Origin of the sequence: Streptomyces sp. NPDC059695 (assembly GCF_042733785.1) — a bacterium.
Lineage (GTDB): Bacteria > Actinomycetota > Actinomycetes > Streptomycetales > Streptomycetaceae > Streptomyces.
The window spans coordinates 148,128-164,363 of sequence record NZ_JBHWFF010000006.1 but is presented as its reverse complement, the minus strand read 5'-3'; the positions used below and the strand labels follow the sequence as shown (position 1 = coordinate 164,363).

Annotated in this window: 15 protein-coding genes; 6 read left to right on the top strand and 9 right to left on the bottom strand. The window is 73.0% G+C overall.

What is annotated here, in order from left to right; translation table 11 throughout:
- Positions 1-121: 121 nt before the first annotated feature.
- The gene (locus tag ACFV2S_RS10220) at positions 122-886 is read right to left on the bottom strand and encodes an alpha/beta fold hydrolase (protein ID WP_385556033.1); all 765 of its coding nucleotides are present in this window, start codon (positions 884-886) and stop codon (positions 122-124) included.
- 88 nt (positions 887-974) lie between these two features.
- Here ACFV2S_RS10220 and ACFV2S_RS10215 point away from each other — a divergent pair, with 88 nt between their 5' ends.
- Both ACFV2S_RS10215 and ACFV2S_RS10210 read left to right on the top strand, forming a co-directional pair.
- On the top strand, positions 975-1,502 hold the full coding sequence (locus ACFV2S_RS10215) for a PadR family transcriptional regulator (RefSeq protein WP_385556031.1): 528 nt from the start codon (positions 975-977) through the stop codon (positions 1,500-1,502).
- A gap of 318 nt (positions 1,503-1,820) precedes the next feature.
- Positions 1,821-2,024, top strand: coding sequence for a cold-shock protein (locus tag ACFV2S_RS10210; RefSeq protein ID WP_147981444.1), 204 nt, complete (start codon positions 1,821-1,823; stop codon positions 2,022-2,024).
- Positions 2,025-2,108: 84 nt separating this feature from the next.
- Here ACFV2S_RS10210 and ACFV2S_RS10205 read toward each other — a convergent pair whose 3' ends face one another.
- Together ACFV2S_RS10205 and ACFV2S_RS10200 are read right to left on the bottom strand one after the other, a co-directional pair.
- Positions 2,109-3,749, bottom strand: coding sequence for an ABC-F family ATP-binding cassette domain-containing protein (locus ACFV2S_RS10205; RefSeq protein WP_385556028.1), 1,641 nt, complete (start codon positions 3,747-3,749; stop codon positions 2,109-2,111).
- Positions 3,750-3,828: 79 nt separating this feature from the next.
- Positions 3,829-5,463: an ABC-F family ATP-binding cassette domain-containing protein gene (locus ACFV2S_RS10200; RefSeq protein WP_385556026.1), complete on the bottom strand. Its 1,635-nt coding sequence runs from the start codon at positions 5,461-5,463 to the stop codon at positions 3,829-3,831.
- Between the two features lie 326 nt (positions 5,464-5,789).
- Between ACFV2S_RS10200 and ACFV2S_RS10195 the strand changes: the two genes are divergently transcribed.
- From ACFV2S_RS10195 to ACFV2S_RS10185, 3 genes are read left to right on the top strand one after another with little or no spacing between them, the layout of a single operon-like run.
- A complete protein-coding gene (locus tag ACFV2S_RS10195; RefSeq protein ID WP_385556024.1) occupies positions 5,790-6,068 on the top strand; it encodes a hypothetical protein in 279 nt (92 codons plus the stop codon).
- Between the two features lie 12 nt (positions 6,069-6,080).
- Complete coding sequence (locus ACFV2S_RS10190; protein ID WP_385556022.1) at positions 6,081-6,608, top strand: HAD domain-containing protein; 528 nt, start codon at positions 6,081-6,083, stop codon at positions 6,606-6,608.
- 56 nt (positions 6,609-6,664) lie between these two features.
- Positions 6,665-7,282 carry a hypothetical protein gene (locus ACFV2S_RS10185; protein ID WP_385556020.1) on the top strand — a complete coding sequence of 206 codons (618 nt, stop codon included), beginning with the start codon at positions 6,665-6,667 and terminating at the stop codon, positions 7,280-7,282.
- A gap of 70 nt (positions 7,283-7,352) precedes the next feature.
- Here ACFV2S_RS10185 and ACFV2S_RS10180 read toward each other — a convergent pair whose 3' ends face one another.
- The 5 genes from ACFV2S_RS10180 to ACFV2S_RS10160 all read right to left on the bottom strand — a co-directional run bounded on the left by ACFV2S_RS10180 (position 7,353) and on the right by ACFV2S_RS10160 (position 13,760).
- Complete coding sequence (locus ACFV2S_RS10180; protein WP_385556018.1) at positions 7,353-8,129, bottom strand: ABC transporter ATP-binding protein; 777 nt, start codon at positions 8,127-8,129, stop codon at positions 7,353-7,355.
- Positions 8,126-10,936 carry an ATP-binding cassette domain-containing protein gene (locus ACFV2S_RS10175; protein ID WP_385556016.1) on the bottom strand — a complete coding sequence of 937 codons (2,811 nt, stop codon included), beginning with the start codon at positions 10,934-10,936 and terminating at the stop codon, positions 8,126-8,128. The genes ACFV2S_RS10180 and ACFV2S_RS10175 overlap by 4 nt, the downstream gene beginning before the upstream one ends.
- A 12-nt stretch (positions 10,937-10,948) precedes the next feature.
- On the bottom strand, positions 10,949-12,196 hold the full coding sequence (locus tag ACFV2S_RS10170) for an ABC transporter substrate-binding protein (protein ID WP_385556014.1): 1,248 nt from the start codon (positions 12,194-12,196) through the stop codon (positions 10,949-10,951).
- 113 nt (positions 12,197-12,309) lie between these two features.
- Positions 12,310-12,987 carry a class I SAM-dependent methyltransferase gene (locus ACFV2S_RS10165; protein ID WP_385556013.1) on the bottom strand — a complete coding sequence of 226 codons (678 nt, stop codon included), beginning with the start codon at positions 12,985-12,987 and terminating at the stop codon, positions 12,310-12,312.
- 119 nt (positions 12,988-13,106) lie between these two features.
- Positions 13,107-13,760, bottom strand: coding sequence for an SMI1/KNR4 family protein (locus tag ACFV2S_RS10160; protein WP_385556011.1), 654 nt, complete (start codon positions 13,758-13,760; stop codon positions 13,107-13,109).
- A 120-nt stretch (positions 13,761-13,880) separates the two neighbouring features.
- Between ACFV2S_RS10160 and ACFV2S_RS10155 the strand changes: the two genes are divergently transcribed.
- Entirely contained in the window at positions 13,881-14,825 is a 945-nt protein-coding gene (locus ACFV2S_RS10155; protein ID WP_385556009.1) for an ADP-ribosylglycohydrolase family protein, read from the top strand.
- A 130-nt stretch (positions 14,826-14,955) separates the two neighbouring features.
- On the opposite strand, the gene ACFV2S_RS10150 is transcribed toward ACFV2S_RS10155, so the two are convergent.
- Positions 14,956-16,230, bottom strand: coding sequence for a pyroglutamyl peptidase (locus ACFV2S_RS10150; RefSeq protein WP_385556259.1), 1,275 nt, complete (start codon positions 16,228-16,230; stop codon positions 14,956-14,958).
- Between the last annotated feature and the right edge of the window lie 6 nt (positions 16,231-16,236).

Sequence of the window (16,236 nt, the reverse complement as noted above, 5' to 3'; positions counted from 1 at the left end):
GGCACCGCCTCCCCCTGCCCCGCCCCCCCCCCCCAGCGGGCGGGCGCCCGCCCCCGCGGGGGGCCCCCCCCCCGGGCCCCCCCCCCGCCCCGCCCGCCCCCCCCGGGGCCCCCCCCACGGTTCAGGGCAGTGGCCGGCCCGCCACCGCCCGGGCGAAGACCTCGGGGTGGTCGAACATGATGTTGTGGCCGGCGTCCGGGACGGTCACGACGTCCACGCCGGCCGCCCGGAGCGCGTCCGCGCCCGGGAGGTCGCCGCTCCGCTCTCCCTGCAGGAAGACACGGGGCACGCGTGCGCGGAGGAGCATCTCGCGCATCACGGGGTCGGTTCCCCGCACCAGGTGGACGGCGGACCGGTGCAGGGCCAGGGGGTCGGCGAGGCGCATCGTGGCCGCCCAGGTGGGGCCGACGCGTTCGAGGACGCGGGCGAAGCCCCCGCCCCGTACGAACTCCTCCTCCGTGTACGACGCGATGCCGCTGCTGCCCGCCGTGGGCGGCGGGAACGGGTCGAGGTTGCCCTCGGTGACGACGAGCCTCCCGACCAGGTCGGGTCTGCGGTGGGCGAGGACTACGGCGACCGCTCCGCCCATGCTGTGACCGGCGATCACCCCTTCGCGGACCCGGGCCGCGTCGAGCGCGGCGGCCAGGGCGTCCGCGTGATCCTCCAGGGAGTAACCGAAGTCGGCGGGCCGGTCGCTGATGCCGTGCCCCGGCAGGTCGACGAAGAGGACCTGCCGGCCGGCGAGTTCACGTCGGGCCCCGATGTGGGCGTGGTACACGGTGGACGCGGCGCCCAGGCCGTGGACGAACACCACGGCGGGCCCCTCCCCGACCGCTTCGGTCCACCGGATGACGCTGCCCCGCTCGTCGATTCGCGCCTCGCGCACTGTTCCGCTCCCCTCTCGCGTACTTCGCCATCACAGTACTACGTCACCGTAGTACTACGGCATCGTCGTCATGCGAGAGAATGCGGGCATGCTGGAACTTTCGATCCTCGGCTTCCTCTACGAGACACCGCTGCACGGCTACGAGCTGCGCAAGCGCATCACCGCCCTCACCGGCCACGTCCGTCCCGTCGGCGAGTCCACGCTGTACCCGGCGATCAAGCGCCTGGAGAAGAGCGGCCTGCTCGTACGGGAGTCCCGGCCCGGACCTTCCGCCGCCCCCCGGCAGGTCCTCACCCTCACCCCCGCCGGCCGGGACGAACTCCGACGCCGCCTCGCGGAGGCCGAGGGACCCGAGGTGACGGACGAGAACCGCTGGTTCACGCTCCTGGCCTTCCTGCGTCACCTCGACGAGCCGACCGCCCAGGCCGCCGTCCTCCGGCGCCGCCTCGCCTTCCTGCAGGAGCCCGCCAGCTTCTTCTACGACGGCGAGCGCCCCTTGCGCGCCGAGGAGCTGGACGATCCGTTCCGCCACGGCATCCTCACCGTGGCCCGCGCCACGACCCGCGCGGAACTCGCCTGGCTCCACACGACGCTCACCGACCTGGAGAACGCGTAGGGTCTCTCGCCGCGCCCAGAGTCGTACGGGACAGCGAGAAGACCGCTCGCGTCTCGACCTGGATCTCCGCGGCCCACGCGGCAAGCCGCTGCGCCTGCGGCCCGAGCGCGATCAGGCTCCGGCCGTACGCACCGATAGAGCGCGAATCGGCCAAGGCTCGCGCCCGGCGTCGGCGACGACATCGCGGCTCTCCGGAGCAAGATCCCGTGAACGGGTGTAGGCACGGGGGCACTGGGGCAGTACTGGTTCGGGCGTCCGATGGGGACGCCCGGGGTGGCCCACCTCCGGGCCACCGCTGAATTGACCAGAAGGACGAGCATGGCCAGCGGCACCGTGAAGTGGTTCAACTCCGAAAAGGGCTTCGGCTTCATCGCCCAGGACGGCGGCGGACCGGACGTCTTCGCCCACTACTCCAACATCTCCGGCAACGGATACCGCGAACTGACCGAGGGCGAGACGGTGACGTTCGACATCACCCAGGGCCAGAAGGGCCCCCAGGCGGAGAACATCATCCGCGGCTGAGTCCTGCTCCCGCACCCCGGCGGCGCCTGCACGAGGTGGAGGCGCCGCCGGGGTGTTCAGGCGGGCCGGCGCCCGCCCGGCGGCCTACTCCTCCACCGGTTCCAGCCGCAGCTCGCGCCCCTGCCACCGGCGGCGCAGCCAGCGGTCGTGGCTCGCGAGCACGATCGCGCCCGGGCCGCTGCCCAGCGCCGTCTCCAGCTCGTCGCACAGGCGCGGCGAGAGGTGGTTCGTCGGCTCGTCGAGCAGAAGGAGCCCGGGTGGCCGGGCCATCAGGAGTGCCAGCGCAAGGCGGCGGCGCTGCCCCACCGAGACCTGCCCGACGGGCTTGTCGAGGTCCGCTTCCGCCAGCAGCCCGAGGCGCGCCAGCGGCATCCGCTCGGCCCGCTCCGGGCCCAGTGTCCGCGCGTACGTGTCCCGTACCGTGCGCTCCGGCCGGTCGAAGACGGTGTCCTGCGTGAGCAGCCCCACGGTCAGCCCGCGCCGCCTGCGTACCTCGCCCCGGGCAGTGAGGCGTCCCGCGAGCACGGCGAGCAGGGTCGACTTGCCGGCTCCGTTGTCCCCGGTGACCAGAAGCCGTTCAGCTGTCGACACCTCGACGAGGCCGGGCAGGACGAGCCGTCCCGGCACGCGCACACCGTGCAGGGACACCAAGGGCTCCGGGCCGTCCGCCGGGAGCGTGTCCGGCACATCCGGCGGGGGCGCCGCGAACCGCAGAGGGGTCGGTGGTTCGGCGACCCGGGTGCGCTCCAGCTCCCCCAGGCGTCGCGTCGCGCTGCGTACGCGACGGGAGATCTGGCTCTGGACGCGGCCCGCCCGGTGGCCGTATCCCATCTTCTCGTGGTCGCGGGGTCCCCGGTCCGGCGCGAGCCGGTGCGCGGTCACGCCCGCCGCGTACCGCACCGCCTCCAGCTCCTCCTGCTCCTCGGCGTAGCGGCGCTCCCAGCGCTCCCGCTCGGCGTGCTTCTCGCGCACGTAGGCGCTGTAGTCGCCGCCGTAGCGGACCGGCCCGTCGACCGCGGGATCGAGGTCGATCAGGTCGGTGCACACGGCGTCGAGGAACGCCCGGTCGTGGCTCGCGAGGACCACGGCTCCGGGCAGGCCGCGCACCTGCTCCTCCAGGAATGCGGCGGCACCGTCGTCGAGGTGATTGGTCGGCTCGTCGAGCAGCAGCGCCGCCGGCCGGCGTACGAGCAGCGCCGCCAGGGCGAGCCGGCCGCGCTGTCCGCCGGACAGCGAGCCCACCGTCCGGTCGTGGCCGAGCGCGCCGAGGCCCAGCCCGGTGAGGACGAGGGCCGCGCGGCGGTCGGCGTCCCAGGCCTCGCGGTCCTGGACCTGTTCGAGGAGTCTGCCGTACGCGTCGAGCAGCCCGGGGTGACGCGGATCGTCCTCCGGGACGCGTCCCAGCTCCTCGCCGAGCCGTTCCAGCCGCGCGAGGTCCTCACGGGCCTCGCGCAGTGCCTCGTCGAGGACGGCGGAGACGGTGGAGGCGGTTGCGAAGGGCAGCTCCTGGTGCAGGAAGCCGAGGTCTGCCGGGCGGGTGACGCTCCCGGAATCGGCTTCGTCCACACCGGCCAGCACCCTCAGGAGGGTGGACTTGCCGGTGCCGTTCTCCCCGATCAGGCCGATGCGGTGGCCGGGCGAGGCGGTGAGGGACACGCCGTCGAGGACGCGGCGGCCCCCCAGGACGCGGACGATTTCATGGGCGAGCAGGGCGGGCTGGGGCACGGGGATCCGTCCGGTGTGATCGAGGGTCGGCCCGCCGGGCACGAGGCCTCGGAGGCGGGCCGCTGAACGCACCGGCGGCTCACACCTCCGGAGCCCCCGTCGTCCCGAGCACCCCGTCGGCCAGCCGCAGCCAGCGGTTCACCCCGATCCCGGCGAGGAACCTCTCGTCGTGACTGACCACCAGGAACGCACCCCGGTAGGAGTCGAGCGCGCTCTCCAGCCAACCCACACCGACCAGGTCGAGGTTGTTGGTCGGCTCGTCGAGCAGCAGCAGCTGGGGGGCCGGGTCCGCACACAGCACGCAGGCCAGGGTGGCGCGCAGCCGTTCGCCGCCGGAGAGCGCGCCGACGGGCAGGTGCGCCCCGGGGCCGCGGAAGAGGAAGCGTGCGAGCAGGTTCAGGCGCTCCGCCTCGGGACGCGCGGGCGCGGCGGCGGCGAAGTTCTCCGCGACGGTGCGCTCCGGGTCCAGGAGGTCCAGGCGCTGGGAGAGATAGGCGACGCGACCGTCGCCGCGCTTGATCTCGCCTTCGACCGGGGTGAGTTCACCGGTGATCAGCCGCATCAGGGTGGTCTTGCCCGCACCGTTGGGCCCGGTCAGCGCGATGCGCTCGGGGCCGCGTACGGAGAGGTCGATGCCGCCCTGCGCGAAGACGTCCTTCCCGGCGTGCCGGACCTGCATCCCCTCGCCGAGGAAGAGGTCGCGACCCGCGGGCACCTGGGTGTCGGGCAGGTCCAGCGTGATGCGCTGCTCCTCGCGCACGGCGCGCCCGGCCTCGTCGAGACGGGCCTTCGCCTCGCCGACCCGGGCCGCGTGCATCTGCCCGGCCCGGCCCGCGGACTCCTGGGCTCCACGCTTCATGGTGCCGGCGAAGATCTTGGGCAGCCCGGCGCTCTTGAGGTTGCGGGAGGCGTTGCTCGCGCGGCGGTCGGCGCGTTCCCGCGCCTGCTGCAACTCCCGCTTCTCGCGCTTCAGTTCCTGCTCGGCGTTGCGGACGTTCTTCTCCGCGACCTCCTGTTCGGCGCGTACGGCCTCCTCGTAGGCGGTGAAGTTGCCGCCGTAGAACCGCAGCCGTGAGCCGCCGAGTTCGGCGATGCCGTCCATGCGGTCGAGCAGGGCGCGGTCGTGGGCCACGACGAGCAGAAGGCCCTTGAAGTCCGACAGCACGTCGTACAGCCGGTGCCGGGCGTCGCGGTCGAGGTTGTTGGTCGGCTCGTCGAGCAGCAGGACGTCGGGGCGCCCCAGGAGTTGTGCGGCGAGGCCGAGCTGGACGACCTGACCGCCGCTGAGGGTGCTCAGCCTCCGGTCGAGGGCGAGCCGGGCGAGGCCGAGCCGGTCGAGCTGGGCGCGGGTGCGCTCCTCGATGTCCCAGTCGTCGCCGATGGTGGTGAAGTGCTCCTCGCTCACGTCCCCGGACTCGACGGCGTCGAGGGCGCGGATCACGTCGGCGACACCGAGCACCTCGGCGACCGTGAGGTCACCTGTCAGGGGCAGTTCCTGAGTGAGGTGACCGAGCGTGCCGCTGACGGTCACCGAGCCGGCGGAGGGCCGCAGTTCACCGGCGATCAGCTTGAGCAGGGTGCTCTTGCCGGAGCCGTTGGGAGCGACCAGACCGGTACGGCCGGAGGTCAGGGCGAAGGACAGGTCGTCGAAGACCGGGGTGTCGTCGGGCCAGGCGAAGGACAGGTTCGAGCAGACGACAGAGACGTCGGACATGGTGAGACCTCAAGAGGGCTGGGGGTGGAGACAGCTCCGCCCCGGGCAGGTGTGGGAGAAGGAGGTACGACGAACGAACCACTCCGGCGGCGCTTCCTCAGCACGCCCAGTGGCCGTCAGATCCGGATCTCACCCGGAGATGTCGTCGTCACCCACCACGTCTGCGACTCCTCGATACACGGTCTACGTCTCCCTCAGCGTAACAGGAGGCTTGTCCGTTCGGCCCGGGAATATCAGACCCCGGCATGTCGCCACCGCCGTTTGAGACACCGTCTTAGTGCTCCGCCCGAGATCCTCACCGCTTGCGTCCGGGTTACCCTGCGCCCGTGAAGGTCTATCCCCTCTGGCACATCGGGCACCAGAACGAAGCCGGCCCCGACGACGAGACGGTTCACGTCGACGACGGGGGCGTGTTCATCGACGAGCAGGACGGCGACGACGTCAAGCTGCTCGGCATCTACTCCTCCGAGGCGGCGGCCGCGGAGGGGATGCGCCGCGCGCGTCTCCTGCCAGGCTTCGTCGACGAGCCGGACTGCTTCGAGATCGGAGAGTACGAGCTCGATGAGGACGACTGGACCGAGGGCTTCGTCCGCGTGCCGGTCTGAGGGGGTGGTTCTGTGACCAGCTCCGCACGGCTTCCGCTGCTGTTCCTCGACGTCGACGGACCGCTCATCCCGTTCGGGGCGGACCCGCGCCAGTACCCGATCTATCCGACCGGTCTCGACCCGCGCGAGGCCGAGGCCCATCCGCTGCTCTCCAGGATCGATCCGGAGCACGGAACCAAGCTGGCCGCGCTCGGCTGCGAGGTGGTCTGGGCCACGACGTGGGAGGAGGACGCGAACGAGTTCATCGCTCCCCTGATCGGTCTTCCACGCCTGGACGTGGTGGTCTGGCCGGAGGTGTCCGACCTCGATGAGCAGGACGAACACGCCGGTCTCCACTGGAAGACCCGTACCCTCGTCGCTCGGGCGGCCGGGCGTACGTTCGTGTGGGTCGACGACGAGGTCACGGACGCCGACCGGGTCTGGGTCGCCGCTCATCACCCGGGGCCCGCCCTGCTCCACCGCGTCGACGCGCGCCGGGGACTCACCGACCGCGACTACGCCGCTCTCCACTCGTGGCTGCTGGAGCGGACTGCGGTCTGAGCTGCGCTCCGGGCGCGCGGACGCCGTCGTGGGGCGGCGTCAGGAGAATGCCTGGCATGGGTACAGACATCAGCGGCTTCATCGAGTATCGAATGCCGCGAGACGATCAGGAGTCGGCTTGGTGTGGCGCACACGACCTCAGCTCCCTTGACGATGACCGCAACTACGACGCGTTCGGCTGTCTCTTCGGGGTCAGGAACTTCGCGAACTTCCGTCCCCTGGCCGCAGGCCGGGGGTTTCCCGCCGATGCCTCGGCCACCGTGCGGGCGCGCTTCGCCCAGTTGACCGAGTGGTACGGCGAAGACGGCTTTCACGGCATCACGTGGATCACGTGGGCCGAGGTGAAGGCCGCCGACTGGGACGAGCCCGCGGAGAAGCCCGACAGCCGGCTGCACGAGTACCGCCAGACTCCGGGCGGGCTCAGGATGACGGGCAAGGCTTCCTGGAGCCCGGCGTTCGTCGAGGCCGTCGGTCTCGAACCGGGCGAGGTGCGGGAGTGGCCCGACGGAAGCGAGTGGCTCGTCGGGGACACCCTCTACAGGTCCGTCACCCTCCGCCGCAGAGACGCCGTCAGCGAAACCGGCGCGTGGCAACCCGTCTGGGAAGCCATGCGAGAACTCGCCGAACAGCACGGTGACGACAACGTGCGCCTCGTCGTGTGGTTCGACGACTGAGCGGGACGTTCCGAGTGGCCTCGTCGGCCGGCGACCGGTGGAAGGCCCCGGCCGTCATGACGGGGGCGCATCAGGCACCGGCGTCAGGGAGCTCGGTGGTCGCACCGCCCGGGTCCGGGCCGGTGCCGAGGTATGCCTCTCGCACCGCCGGGTCGGCCTGGACCTCGGCCGCCGTCCCCTCGGCGAGCACCCGGCCGAGGTCGAGCACCACGACGCGTGAGCACAGCTCCATCACGAAGGCCACGTTGTGTTCGACGAGGAGCACCGCGCATCCCTCCTCGTCGGCCATGTGACGGATGACGGCCGCGAGTTCGCGTCGCTCCTGCGCCGTCGTCCCGGACGCGGGCTCGTCCAGGAGCAGGACCCGGGGCGGGTCCGCGAGCGCGCGGGCCAGTTCGACCATGCGGGCCCGGCCGACGGGCAGGGCGCCCGCGTAGGTACCGGCGAGCGGGTCGAGCCCGCACTCGTGGAGGACGGCGGCGGCCCGCGCCCGGCGCAGGCGTGCCGCGGGCCGGGCTCCGCCCCGCCAGTCCTGCGCCACGACCAGGTTGTCCGTGACGGTCAGCTGTCCGAAGAGCTGCTGGCGCTGGAAGGTCCGGCGGATGCCGTGCCGGGCCCTCCAGACGGGGGATCGGCGGGTGATGTCCGTACCGTCGTACGAGATCGAGCCCGCGTCCGGCCGCCGCATCCCCGACAGCACGTCGAAGAGGGTCGTCTTGCCCGCGCCGTTGGGGCCGATGAGGCCGCAGACCTCGCCGGGGCGGACGGAGACGGCCACGTCGCGCAGGGCGTGGACGCCGCCGAAACGGACGTCGATCCCGCTCGCGCGGAGCAGTGCCTGGCTCATCGGCGGACTCCCGTTCCCAGGTAGGCCTCGGCGAGCCGGTCCCGGTCCACCTCGGACCGGGGCCCGGACCAGGCGATCTCGCCCTGTGCGAGGTACGCGACGGTGTCGGCGATGCCGAGCACGTCGGCGGCCTTCTCCTCGACGAGGACGAGCGCGGTGCCCTGGTCGCGGAGTTCCGTCAGGAGACGGAAGACCTCGTCCACGACGCGTGGCGCGAGGCCGAGGGAGGGTTCGTCGGCGACGAGGACCGCCGGTGGCCGCTGGAGGAGCGGGGCGAGGGAGAGGAGCTGCTGCTCGCCGCCCGACAGGGACCCGGCGGCGACCGTGCGGCGGGCGGCGAGTGCGGGGAAGCGCGCGTACACGGCGTCGCGGTCCTCGGCCGCCGTCAGCTGCAGGGTGAGGTTCTCCTCGATGGAGAGCCCGGCGAAGATGCCGCGCCCCTCGGGGGCCAGCCGCACCCCGCGGAGCGCGCGGGCGACCGTCTCGTCGCGGGTCGCGTCCTCGCCCCGTACCCGCACGAGGCCGCCGGCCGGCCGCAGCAGTCCCGCGGCGACCCTGCAGAGGGTGGACTTCCCGGCCCCGTTGGGCCCGAGCAGGACCAGTACCTCGCCACCGCGCACCGCGAGGTCCACGCCGTTCAGCACGGGCGCTCCGCCGTACCCGGCGTGGACGCCGCTCAGTTCGAGCACGGCCGGCGCTTCGTGGGGGCCGCGGCCTCCTTCCGGGGCGGTGCCCGCGGCACGTGTGGCGGCGGGCGTGGACGGTCCGCCCGCGGTGGCGGTCATGTCTCCGGGCGCGACGGTGATTCCGCCCTCCGGGTGTCGGGGGCCCTCGGCCCGCTCCACCGACCGCGCCGCGCGGGGCGGAGGGACGGCACCCGCCAGGCCCTCGCGTCGGGCCGCGCGGCGGGCCGCGAGCCGCGACGGGAGCGCCGCGCAGTACCCGTCAGGGTCGTTCGCCAGTGCCAGCCCCGCCAGGCCGAAGAGGATCACCGGCAGGTGCGCGGACTCCGTCACGTACGTCGTCAGCAGATGCGGGGCCACCGCGAGGACCAGCCCCGCCACGACCGCGTACTGCGGTCTGCGGACTCCGGCCGCGACCACGACGGCCAGCCACACCAGGCCCGTCATCGCCGTGAAGTCCGTGGCCGTGATCCTGGTGTTGTACGAGGCGTAGAGCACCCCTCCGAAGCCCGCGAGGCCCGCGGACACCGTGAAGAGCAGGAGCTTCGTCCGTACCACCGACACCCCCGACGCCGCTGCGGCCTCGGGGGCCGAGCGGACGGCCAGCACGGCCCGGCCCCAGCGGGAGCCGCGCAGCCGGGTGAGGAGCGCGACCGCCACCGCGCTGAGCAGCACGAGCGCGAGCCCCAGCGCCCGGTCGTCGCCCAGGTCCAGCGGTCCGGCCACCGGCCTCGGGATCTCCCACCCGGTGTCGCCGTTGCGGAGCCCGCCGAGCTGGAAGAGCACCTGGTCGGCGAGGAAGGCGAGCGCCAGGGTGGCGAGGGCCAGTGATCTGCCGCCGAGCCGCAGTGCGGGGAGCGCGACCACCGCGCCGAGGAGGGCCGCCGCCGCGGTGCCGGCCGCGGCCGCGGCGACGAAGGGCCAGCCGTGGCTCATCAGGAGCCCGGCCACCAGGGCCGCGCCGGTCACGAACGTCGCCTGGGCCAGCGACACCATCGCGCCGAGCCCGGTGACCACCGTGAACGACATGAGGACGAGCCCGATCGCGAGTCCCTGGGCCAGGATCCCGCTCCAGAAGGGCGTGGTGACGGTGTAGAAGGCCGTGGCCAGGAGGGCTCCGGCGACCGCCCACGCGCCCCAGCGGCGGCCCCACCCCTTCCCGGCGAGGTGGTCGGCCGGTGGCGGGTCCGCGGCGGCCGTGCCCGCCGCGCGGCGGCGCCGGCGCCCCAGGAGCACGAGGCCGGCGAAGAGGATGAGGAACGGTACGGCCGTGCGGAAGCCGGTGATGTCCTCGGCGAACGACGCGTATCCCGCCACCAGGTTCTGGAGGACTCCGAGTCCGAGGCCGCCGGCGAAGGCGAGGGGCACCGACAGGAAGCGTCCGAGGACCGCGGCGGTGGCGGAGACGAACAGGAACAGCGTGTAGTCGTGTGCGGAGAGTCCGAGGAGCGGGGTGGCGAGGACCCCGGCGAGGCCCGCGAGAGCCGACGACAGCATCCACGCGATCGAGGACAGCCGGTCGGCGCTGATGCCCCGCAGTTCGGTCAGGGCCCGGTTGTCGACGGCCGCCCGCAGCTGGAGGCCGAGCCTGGTGTGCCGCATCAGGACCCACAGGGCGGCTGCCGCGAGGGCGGTGGCGATCCAGGTGATCAGCTGGTCGGAGTCGATGCCCACGCCGTCGAGCGGCTGCCAGGACACGGCGGGGCTGGGCCCGACGCCGGGCAGCCCGTACTGGTTCTCGGCGGGCACGACCGGGGCGCCCGCCCGTTCCAGGAGTTCGACCGTCCACAGTCCGGCGGCGGGCAGGGCGACGAGCAGCCCGATGGTGGCCACGATCTGTGCCGTCTCCCCGGCCCCGACCAGCTTTCTGAACATCAGCCGGTCGAGGCCCCAGCCGAGGCCGGGCGCCACGAGGCAGACCAGGAGCAGGGCGGTGGGGACGGCCGGCCAGCCGAATCCGGAGTGCAGCTCGTAGAACGCGAGCGCGCACAGGTAGGCGGTGGCTCCGTGCGCGAAGTTGAAGAGCCCGGAGGCGGAGTAGGAGAGCACGAGGCCGGTCGCGAGCAGCGCGTACAGCGCGCCCGAGACCAGCCCGCTCAGGACGAAGCCCAGCAGGTCACCCACGTGACGCGCCCCTCAGCCGAAGGGGATCGGCGGATAGCACGTGAACGGCACGGCGACCTCGTACCGCCCGTTCTTCAGCCGGACGAGTGCGCCGCAGCCGAAGCTCTCCTTCTGGCCCTTGGGCTCGGCGCGGTCACCCACGAGCGTTCCGGTGTCGGAGAAGCCGACGGCGGCCTTCTGGAAGGAGTCGACGGAGAGGTCCTTGCCGGCCTTGGCGGCGATCGAGAGGAAGAGGTCGGCGCTCATGTACCCCGTCATGATGTGCATGTTGAGGGGTACGTCCTTGCCGCCCGCGGCCTTCTTGACGTCGGTCTTGAACTGCCGCATCGCGGGGGTGTCCGACTCGAAGGGCTGGAACTGGAGCAGCACATATACCCCGTCGAGGGCCTGCTTCGTCGCGTCCTTGGTGAGGAGCCCGGGGTCGTAGTCCGTCGGATCGGAGATGACCCCTTGGTAGCCGGAGCGCTTGAGCGCGGTGAACAGGCCGATGTTGTACGGGGTCTGCATCACGGAGACGACGGCGTCGGGTGCGGCGCCGCCGGGGCCGGAGCGGAGGATCTCCTTGGTGTACGCCGACCAGTCGCTCGGCATCGAGGTCGCGGGCACCACGGCCTTGGCGTAGGCGACCTGGAAGCCGGCCGCCTTGAAGCCCTGCGTGAAGGTGCGGATGCCGAACTTGCCGGCGTCGTTGTCGCCGGCGATCAGCGCGACCGACTTGCCGCGCGAGCCGCCGAGTACGGAGGCGAGGCCCTCGGGCCAGGTCTGGTTGAGCGTACCGCCGGGCGTCGGGACGAGGCAGCCGTTGAAGCCGTAGAGATGCGCCGGACCGCAGAACGAGGGGAGCGTGCCCCAGCCCACCGTGGGCACCTTCTGGGCGTCGAGGAAGTCGGCCCCGGCGAAGGTCACCGAGCTCATGGGAGAGACCGCGAAGACCTTGTCCTGCTGGACGAGCTTGCGGGCCGCAGCGAGGTTCCTCGACGGATCCTGCCCGTCGTCCTCGGCCCCCAGGTACTCGATCCTCCGGCCGTTGACGCCGCCCTCGGCGTTGGCCCGGTCGTAGCGGGCTCGGGCGCCGAGGTCGGTGTCCTTCTTGGAGTAGCCGCTGGCGGACGTCATGGAGACGATCCCACCGACCCTGATCGAGTCGGCGGTGACTCCGCGTACGGAGGAAGGGCCGCTTCCACCGGTGGAGGCGGAGTTACAAGCGGTGACGAGGAGCAGGGTCAGGGCGGCTGCTGTGACGCGCAACGGTCGAGGCACGGGCGATCCCTCCGTCGGGTGACCGCATTCTGTGACCGGGCCGATGAACCGTCAATAACTGATGCACCGTCAATTGACGATACGTCAGAGACCGCTTCGAGCGCGGACGTGCCTCAGTCCGCCTCCCCCACGCCCTCCGCGAGGGCCGGGCGGCGGGCGTACGTGAAGAGGTGCTCCTCGGGAGCGGCGCGGTCGTCGTCCGGGGTGAAGAACGACACCGCGTGGTGCAGCACGTCGAGGCCGCAGTCCTCCCGCTGGAGGCGCAGGTACTCCTCCACCGGGAAACTGGAGACCCGCACCGCACGCTCCATCCAGACGATCTCGACGTCCTCCACGTCCGCGGGCACGGTCGCGGTCACCAGGAACCCGCCCGGCGCGAGCCAGCCGGCCATGCGCCGGAGAGCGGCGGACGCCTCCGCCCGGGTCATCATCATCAGCGGGAAGAACGCGCACACCGCGTCGAAGCTGCCCTCGGGTGCGTCGAAGGCACGGAGGTCGCACTGCTCGAAGCGGGCCCCGGGCACCTGGGCGCTCGCGAGGGCGACCATCTCCGCGGACACGTCGATGCCGGTCACCTCGCAGCCGGCGCGCGCCAGGAGATCGGCGACCGGACGGCCCGTGCCGCTGCCGACGTCGAGGACCCTGGCCCCCGCGGCGAGCCGTGCGGTGAGCCACTCGATCGCCGCCCGCTGGGCCGGCAGCCGGACGAAGGCGCGCTCGTACTCGATCCCCAGGCCGTCGAACAGCTCCGCCGCCGACACCGTCCGCGCCTTCGCACCGTCGTGGTCCATTCCGATTCCCCTTCCGTCGCCGGATGCGTACGTGGGGTTCGTACCACGCGCGGGCCCGTCCGACGGAGGCTTTCCGCCGACGCGGCCCGGCCGTCGGGCGGGGCAGCGCCGGTACGCCGTCACGCGGAGCCGTCCCCGGACGGGAGCCGTCCCGCTCTCCGGGCGGTGGCCCTCGGGCCCGAGGGGGCGTGGGCGACGGTCGCCGGAGAGGTGAGTCCCAGTGCGCTGTTGTCCTTGCCGTCGCGCATGTGGTCCAGCCAGCGTTCGTACCAGCTCAGGAAGTCCGGGGCCGAGGAGACGTTCGGGCGCAGGAATCCGCTCGAATTGCCGGTGACCACGCGGCCGGTGAGCGGTCCGGTCACGCCGACGAGGCACAGGTCGGAGCAGCCCATCTCGACGACGTTCAGGAACCGGTCTCCCCCGAGCGCGTCGGGGTGGTGGACGTGGTGGAATCCCCTCGGGGTGTTGTCCGGGAGTTGGCGATCCATGGTGTACAACCTGCACCGCTCCAGGGGAAGCAGGCCGTAGAAGGGGCCGGCGCCGCTGCCTCCGAGCTCGACGAGGAACTGTCGGTAGGCGGACGGCAGTACGATGCGGTGTTCACGCTCGAAGGCGTCCAGCCGGTCGGGCCCGACACGCGGGCCGAGGCGGAACCCGTGGTGTTCGGCGCCCATCGAGTGACTGCCCCCGACCAGGTACGGAGCCTTCGCGAGTTTGGACCGTATGCGGACTGTGCGAGCAGTGCGGATGGTGCGGGCTGTGCGGGAGTCCATCGGAGGATCTCTTCTCTTGTCTCCGGGCACTCTACCGACGCCCGGACGCCCGCCCCCGCGCGCGGGGACCGCGGAGAAATCGGAGTGCCCGGGCCGCCGTGGCCCTGTGATACTGCCGCGATGATCGACCTTCCTTCCGCCGCCGCGGACTCCCTGTCCGGACTCGCCTTCGGTGACGCCTTCGGCGACCGCTGGTTCGGCATCCTGCGCCGCGAGGGCACCACGGCCCTGGAGGCACGGACGCTGCCGCCCGAGCCGCTCTGGCGCTGGAGCGACGACACCGCCCAGGCGGTGGTCCTCGTCCGGGAGCTCGCCGAGGGCGGCGGGGACGTCGACCAGGACCGTCTCGCCGTGCGTCTCGCCGAGGCCTACGCCGACGACACCCACCGCGGCTACGGAGCCTCGATGCACGACGTGCTCCGCCGGATCGGAGCGGGCGAGCCCTGGCGGGACGTGGTCGCCGGACAGTTCGCCGGCCAGGGCTCCTGGGGCAACGGCGCGGCGATGCGCGTCGCCCCGCTGGGGGCCTGGCACGCCGCCGACCTCGACGTCGTCGCCGAGCTGGCCGCACGCCAGAGCGCGGTGTCCCACCACCACCCGGAGGCGGTCGCCGCCGCGGTGGCCGTGGCCCTCGCCGCCGCCCTGGCGGCGCGCAGCCGCGGCGGGCCCGCACCGGTGCGTGCGGACCTCCTCCACGCCGTGGCCGCACGGCTCCCCGACAGCGACGTCCGGTCCGGGCTGCGGATCGCGGCCCGGATGCCGGCGCACACATCGGTGCGGCACGCGGCGGAGGTCCTGGGCTCCGGCTACCGGATGTCCGGACCCGACACCGCGCCCTACGCCCTCTGGTGCGCGGCGGGACACCTCGACGACCTGCAGGAGGCCCTGTGGACCACCGTCGCCGGGCGGGGCGACATCGACACCACCTGCGCCGTCGCGGGCGGGGTCGTCGCCGCCCGCACGGGCACCGGAGCCCTCCCGCCCGCCTGGCACGCGGCCCTGGAGCCGCTGCCCCCGCTCGGGCGGGGCGTTCGGGGTGGCCGCACGGGTCGGGGCCTCACCTGATCGCGGGGCTCGTCCGATCGCGGGGGCGTCGTCCGACCGCGAGGGCCTCACCTGATCGCCGGGGCCTCCCCTGGCGAGCCGGGACTCTGCGCCCGGGAGCGCGGAGACGAGGAACCCCGGATCACCCGGATCACCCGGACCTCCGGGAACCGGCGGCCACGGCGACGATCGCGCGGACCTGGGCGATGATGTCGAGCCGGTTCCGTACGAACTCGGTGTCGGTGACCGTTCCCGTGGCCGGGTCGGTGTTTCCGGGGCCGAACTCGAGGACCGGCGTGTGCACATGCCCGCCGGGCAGCCGTGTCAGGCCGAGGCGGTCGCGCAGCAGGGTGGCCCGGTAGGCGATCTCGTTGGACAGGTAGTTCCCGCCGCCGCCCGCGCGGGCGGCGGAGCCGGGTGTCGGCCCGTCGGGGCGGACCACGGGGGTGTCGGACCCGGCCGGCAGTTCGGTCACAGAGGTGTTGTCGTACACCGGGAAGCGGCCGGTGGAGGCGGCCGTGATCGCCGTGTACGGGAGGGTCGTGGCCGTCCACTGGGGCTGTGTGCCCGGATCGGCGACGGGTACGGCCTCGGTGCGGGACAGGTTCTCGTTGTCGGGGAATCCGCCGCGCCAGGCGCCGTTGGTCCGCTCGATGTCGAACCGGCCGGGACGGCCCTGGCTCACCGTGGTGAAGAGGTCCACCTCCGGCAGGTGCGGTCGCAGGGTCCGTTCCACCGTGCCGTCGGCGAAGTCCTGCCAGCGGACCGGGAAGACGGCTGTCTCCACCCGGGCGAGGGAGCCGTCGGAGGTCCGCAGCCAGGTGCCGTCCAGCGCCAGCGCGGCGGCCCCCGAGGGGTTGCTGATCCGGGTGTCCCGGTCGAGCGTGAACGGGTCGAAGCCGGTCAGCAGGATGCGCTTCACGCCCTTCCCCGCCGGGTAGCGGAGGGAGTCCTGGCCGCGCGAGGAGCGTTCGAGGCGATCGAGCAGTCGGGTCCTGCCCTCCTCGGTGAGGGTGAATCCGGGCTGCCACGAGCGGAGTTCACGGGTGAGCGCGAGTCGTGACCAGTACAGCGGCCGGTCGTCGTCGCGCGAGAGGCCGCTTCCCGCCCCTGCCCTGCCCTGGGCCCGGTCCACGGCGCGCCGCCAGAGCCCCGATCCGTACCGGACGACCGTCTTCTCGGCGGCGGCGAAGGTGTCGGCACCGGAGAGGGCGTCGGCGAACCGCGGGGCCAGGGAGTCGAATCCGCTGAGCCTCAGGATCTCCCGGGGTGCGGCCCGGTCGAGCCGGGCTTCCTCCACGGTGACGGCGGTGACGGCAGTGGCCGTGGCCGTGGTCGTGGTCGTGGTCGCACCGGCGGCCGCACCGGGCGGGGTCGCCAGGGCGAGGGGGAGCGCGGCGAGGGGGAGCGCGAGTGCGCTGCGTATCGAGGG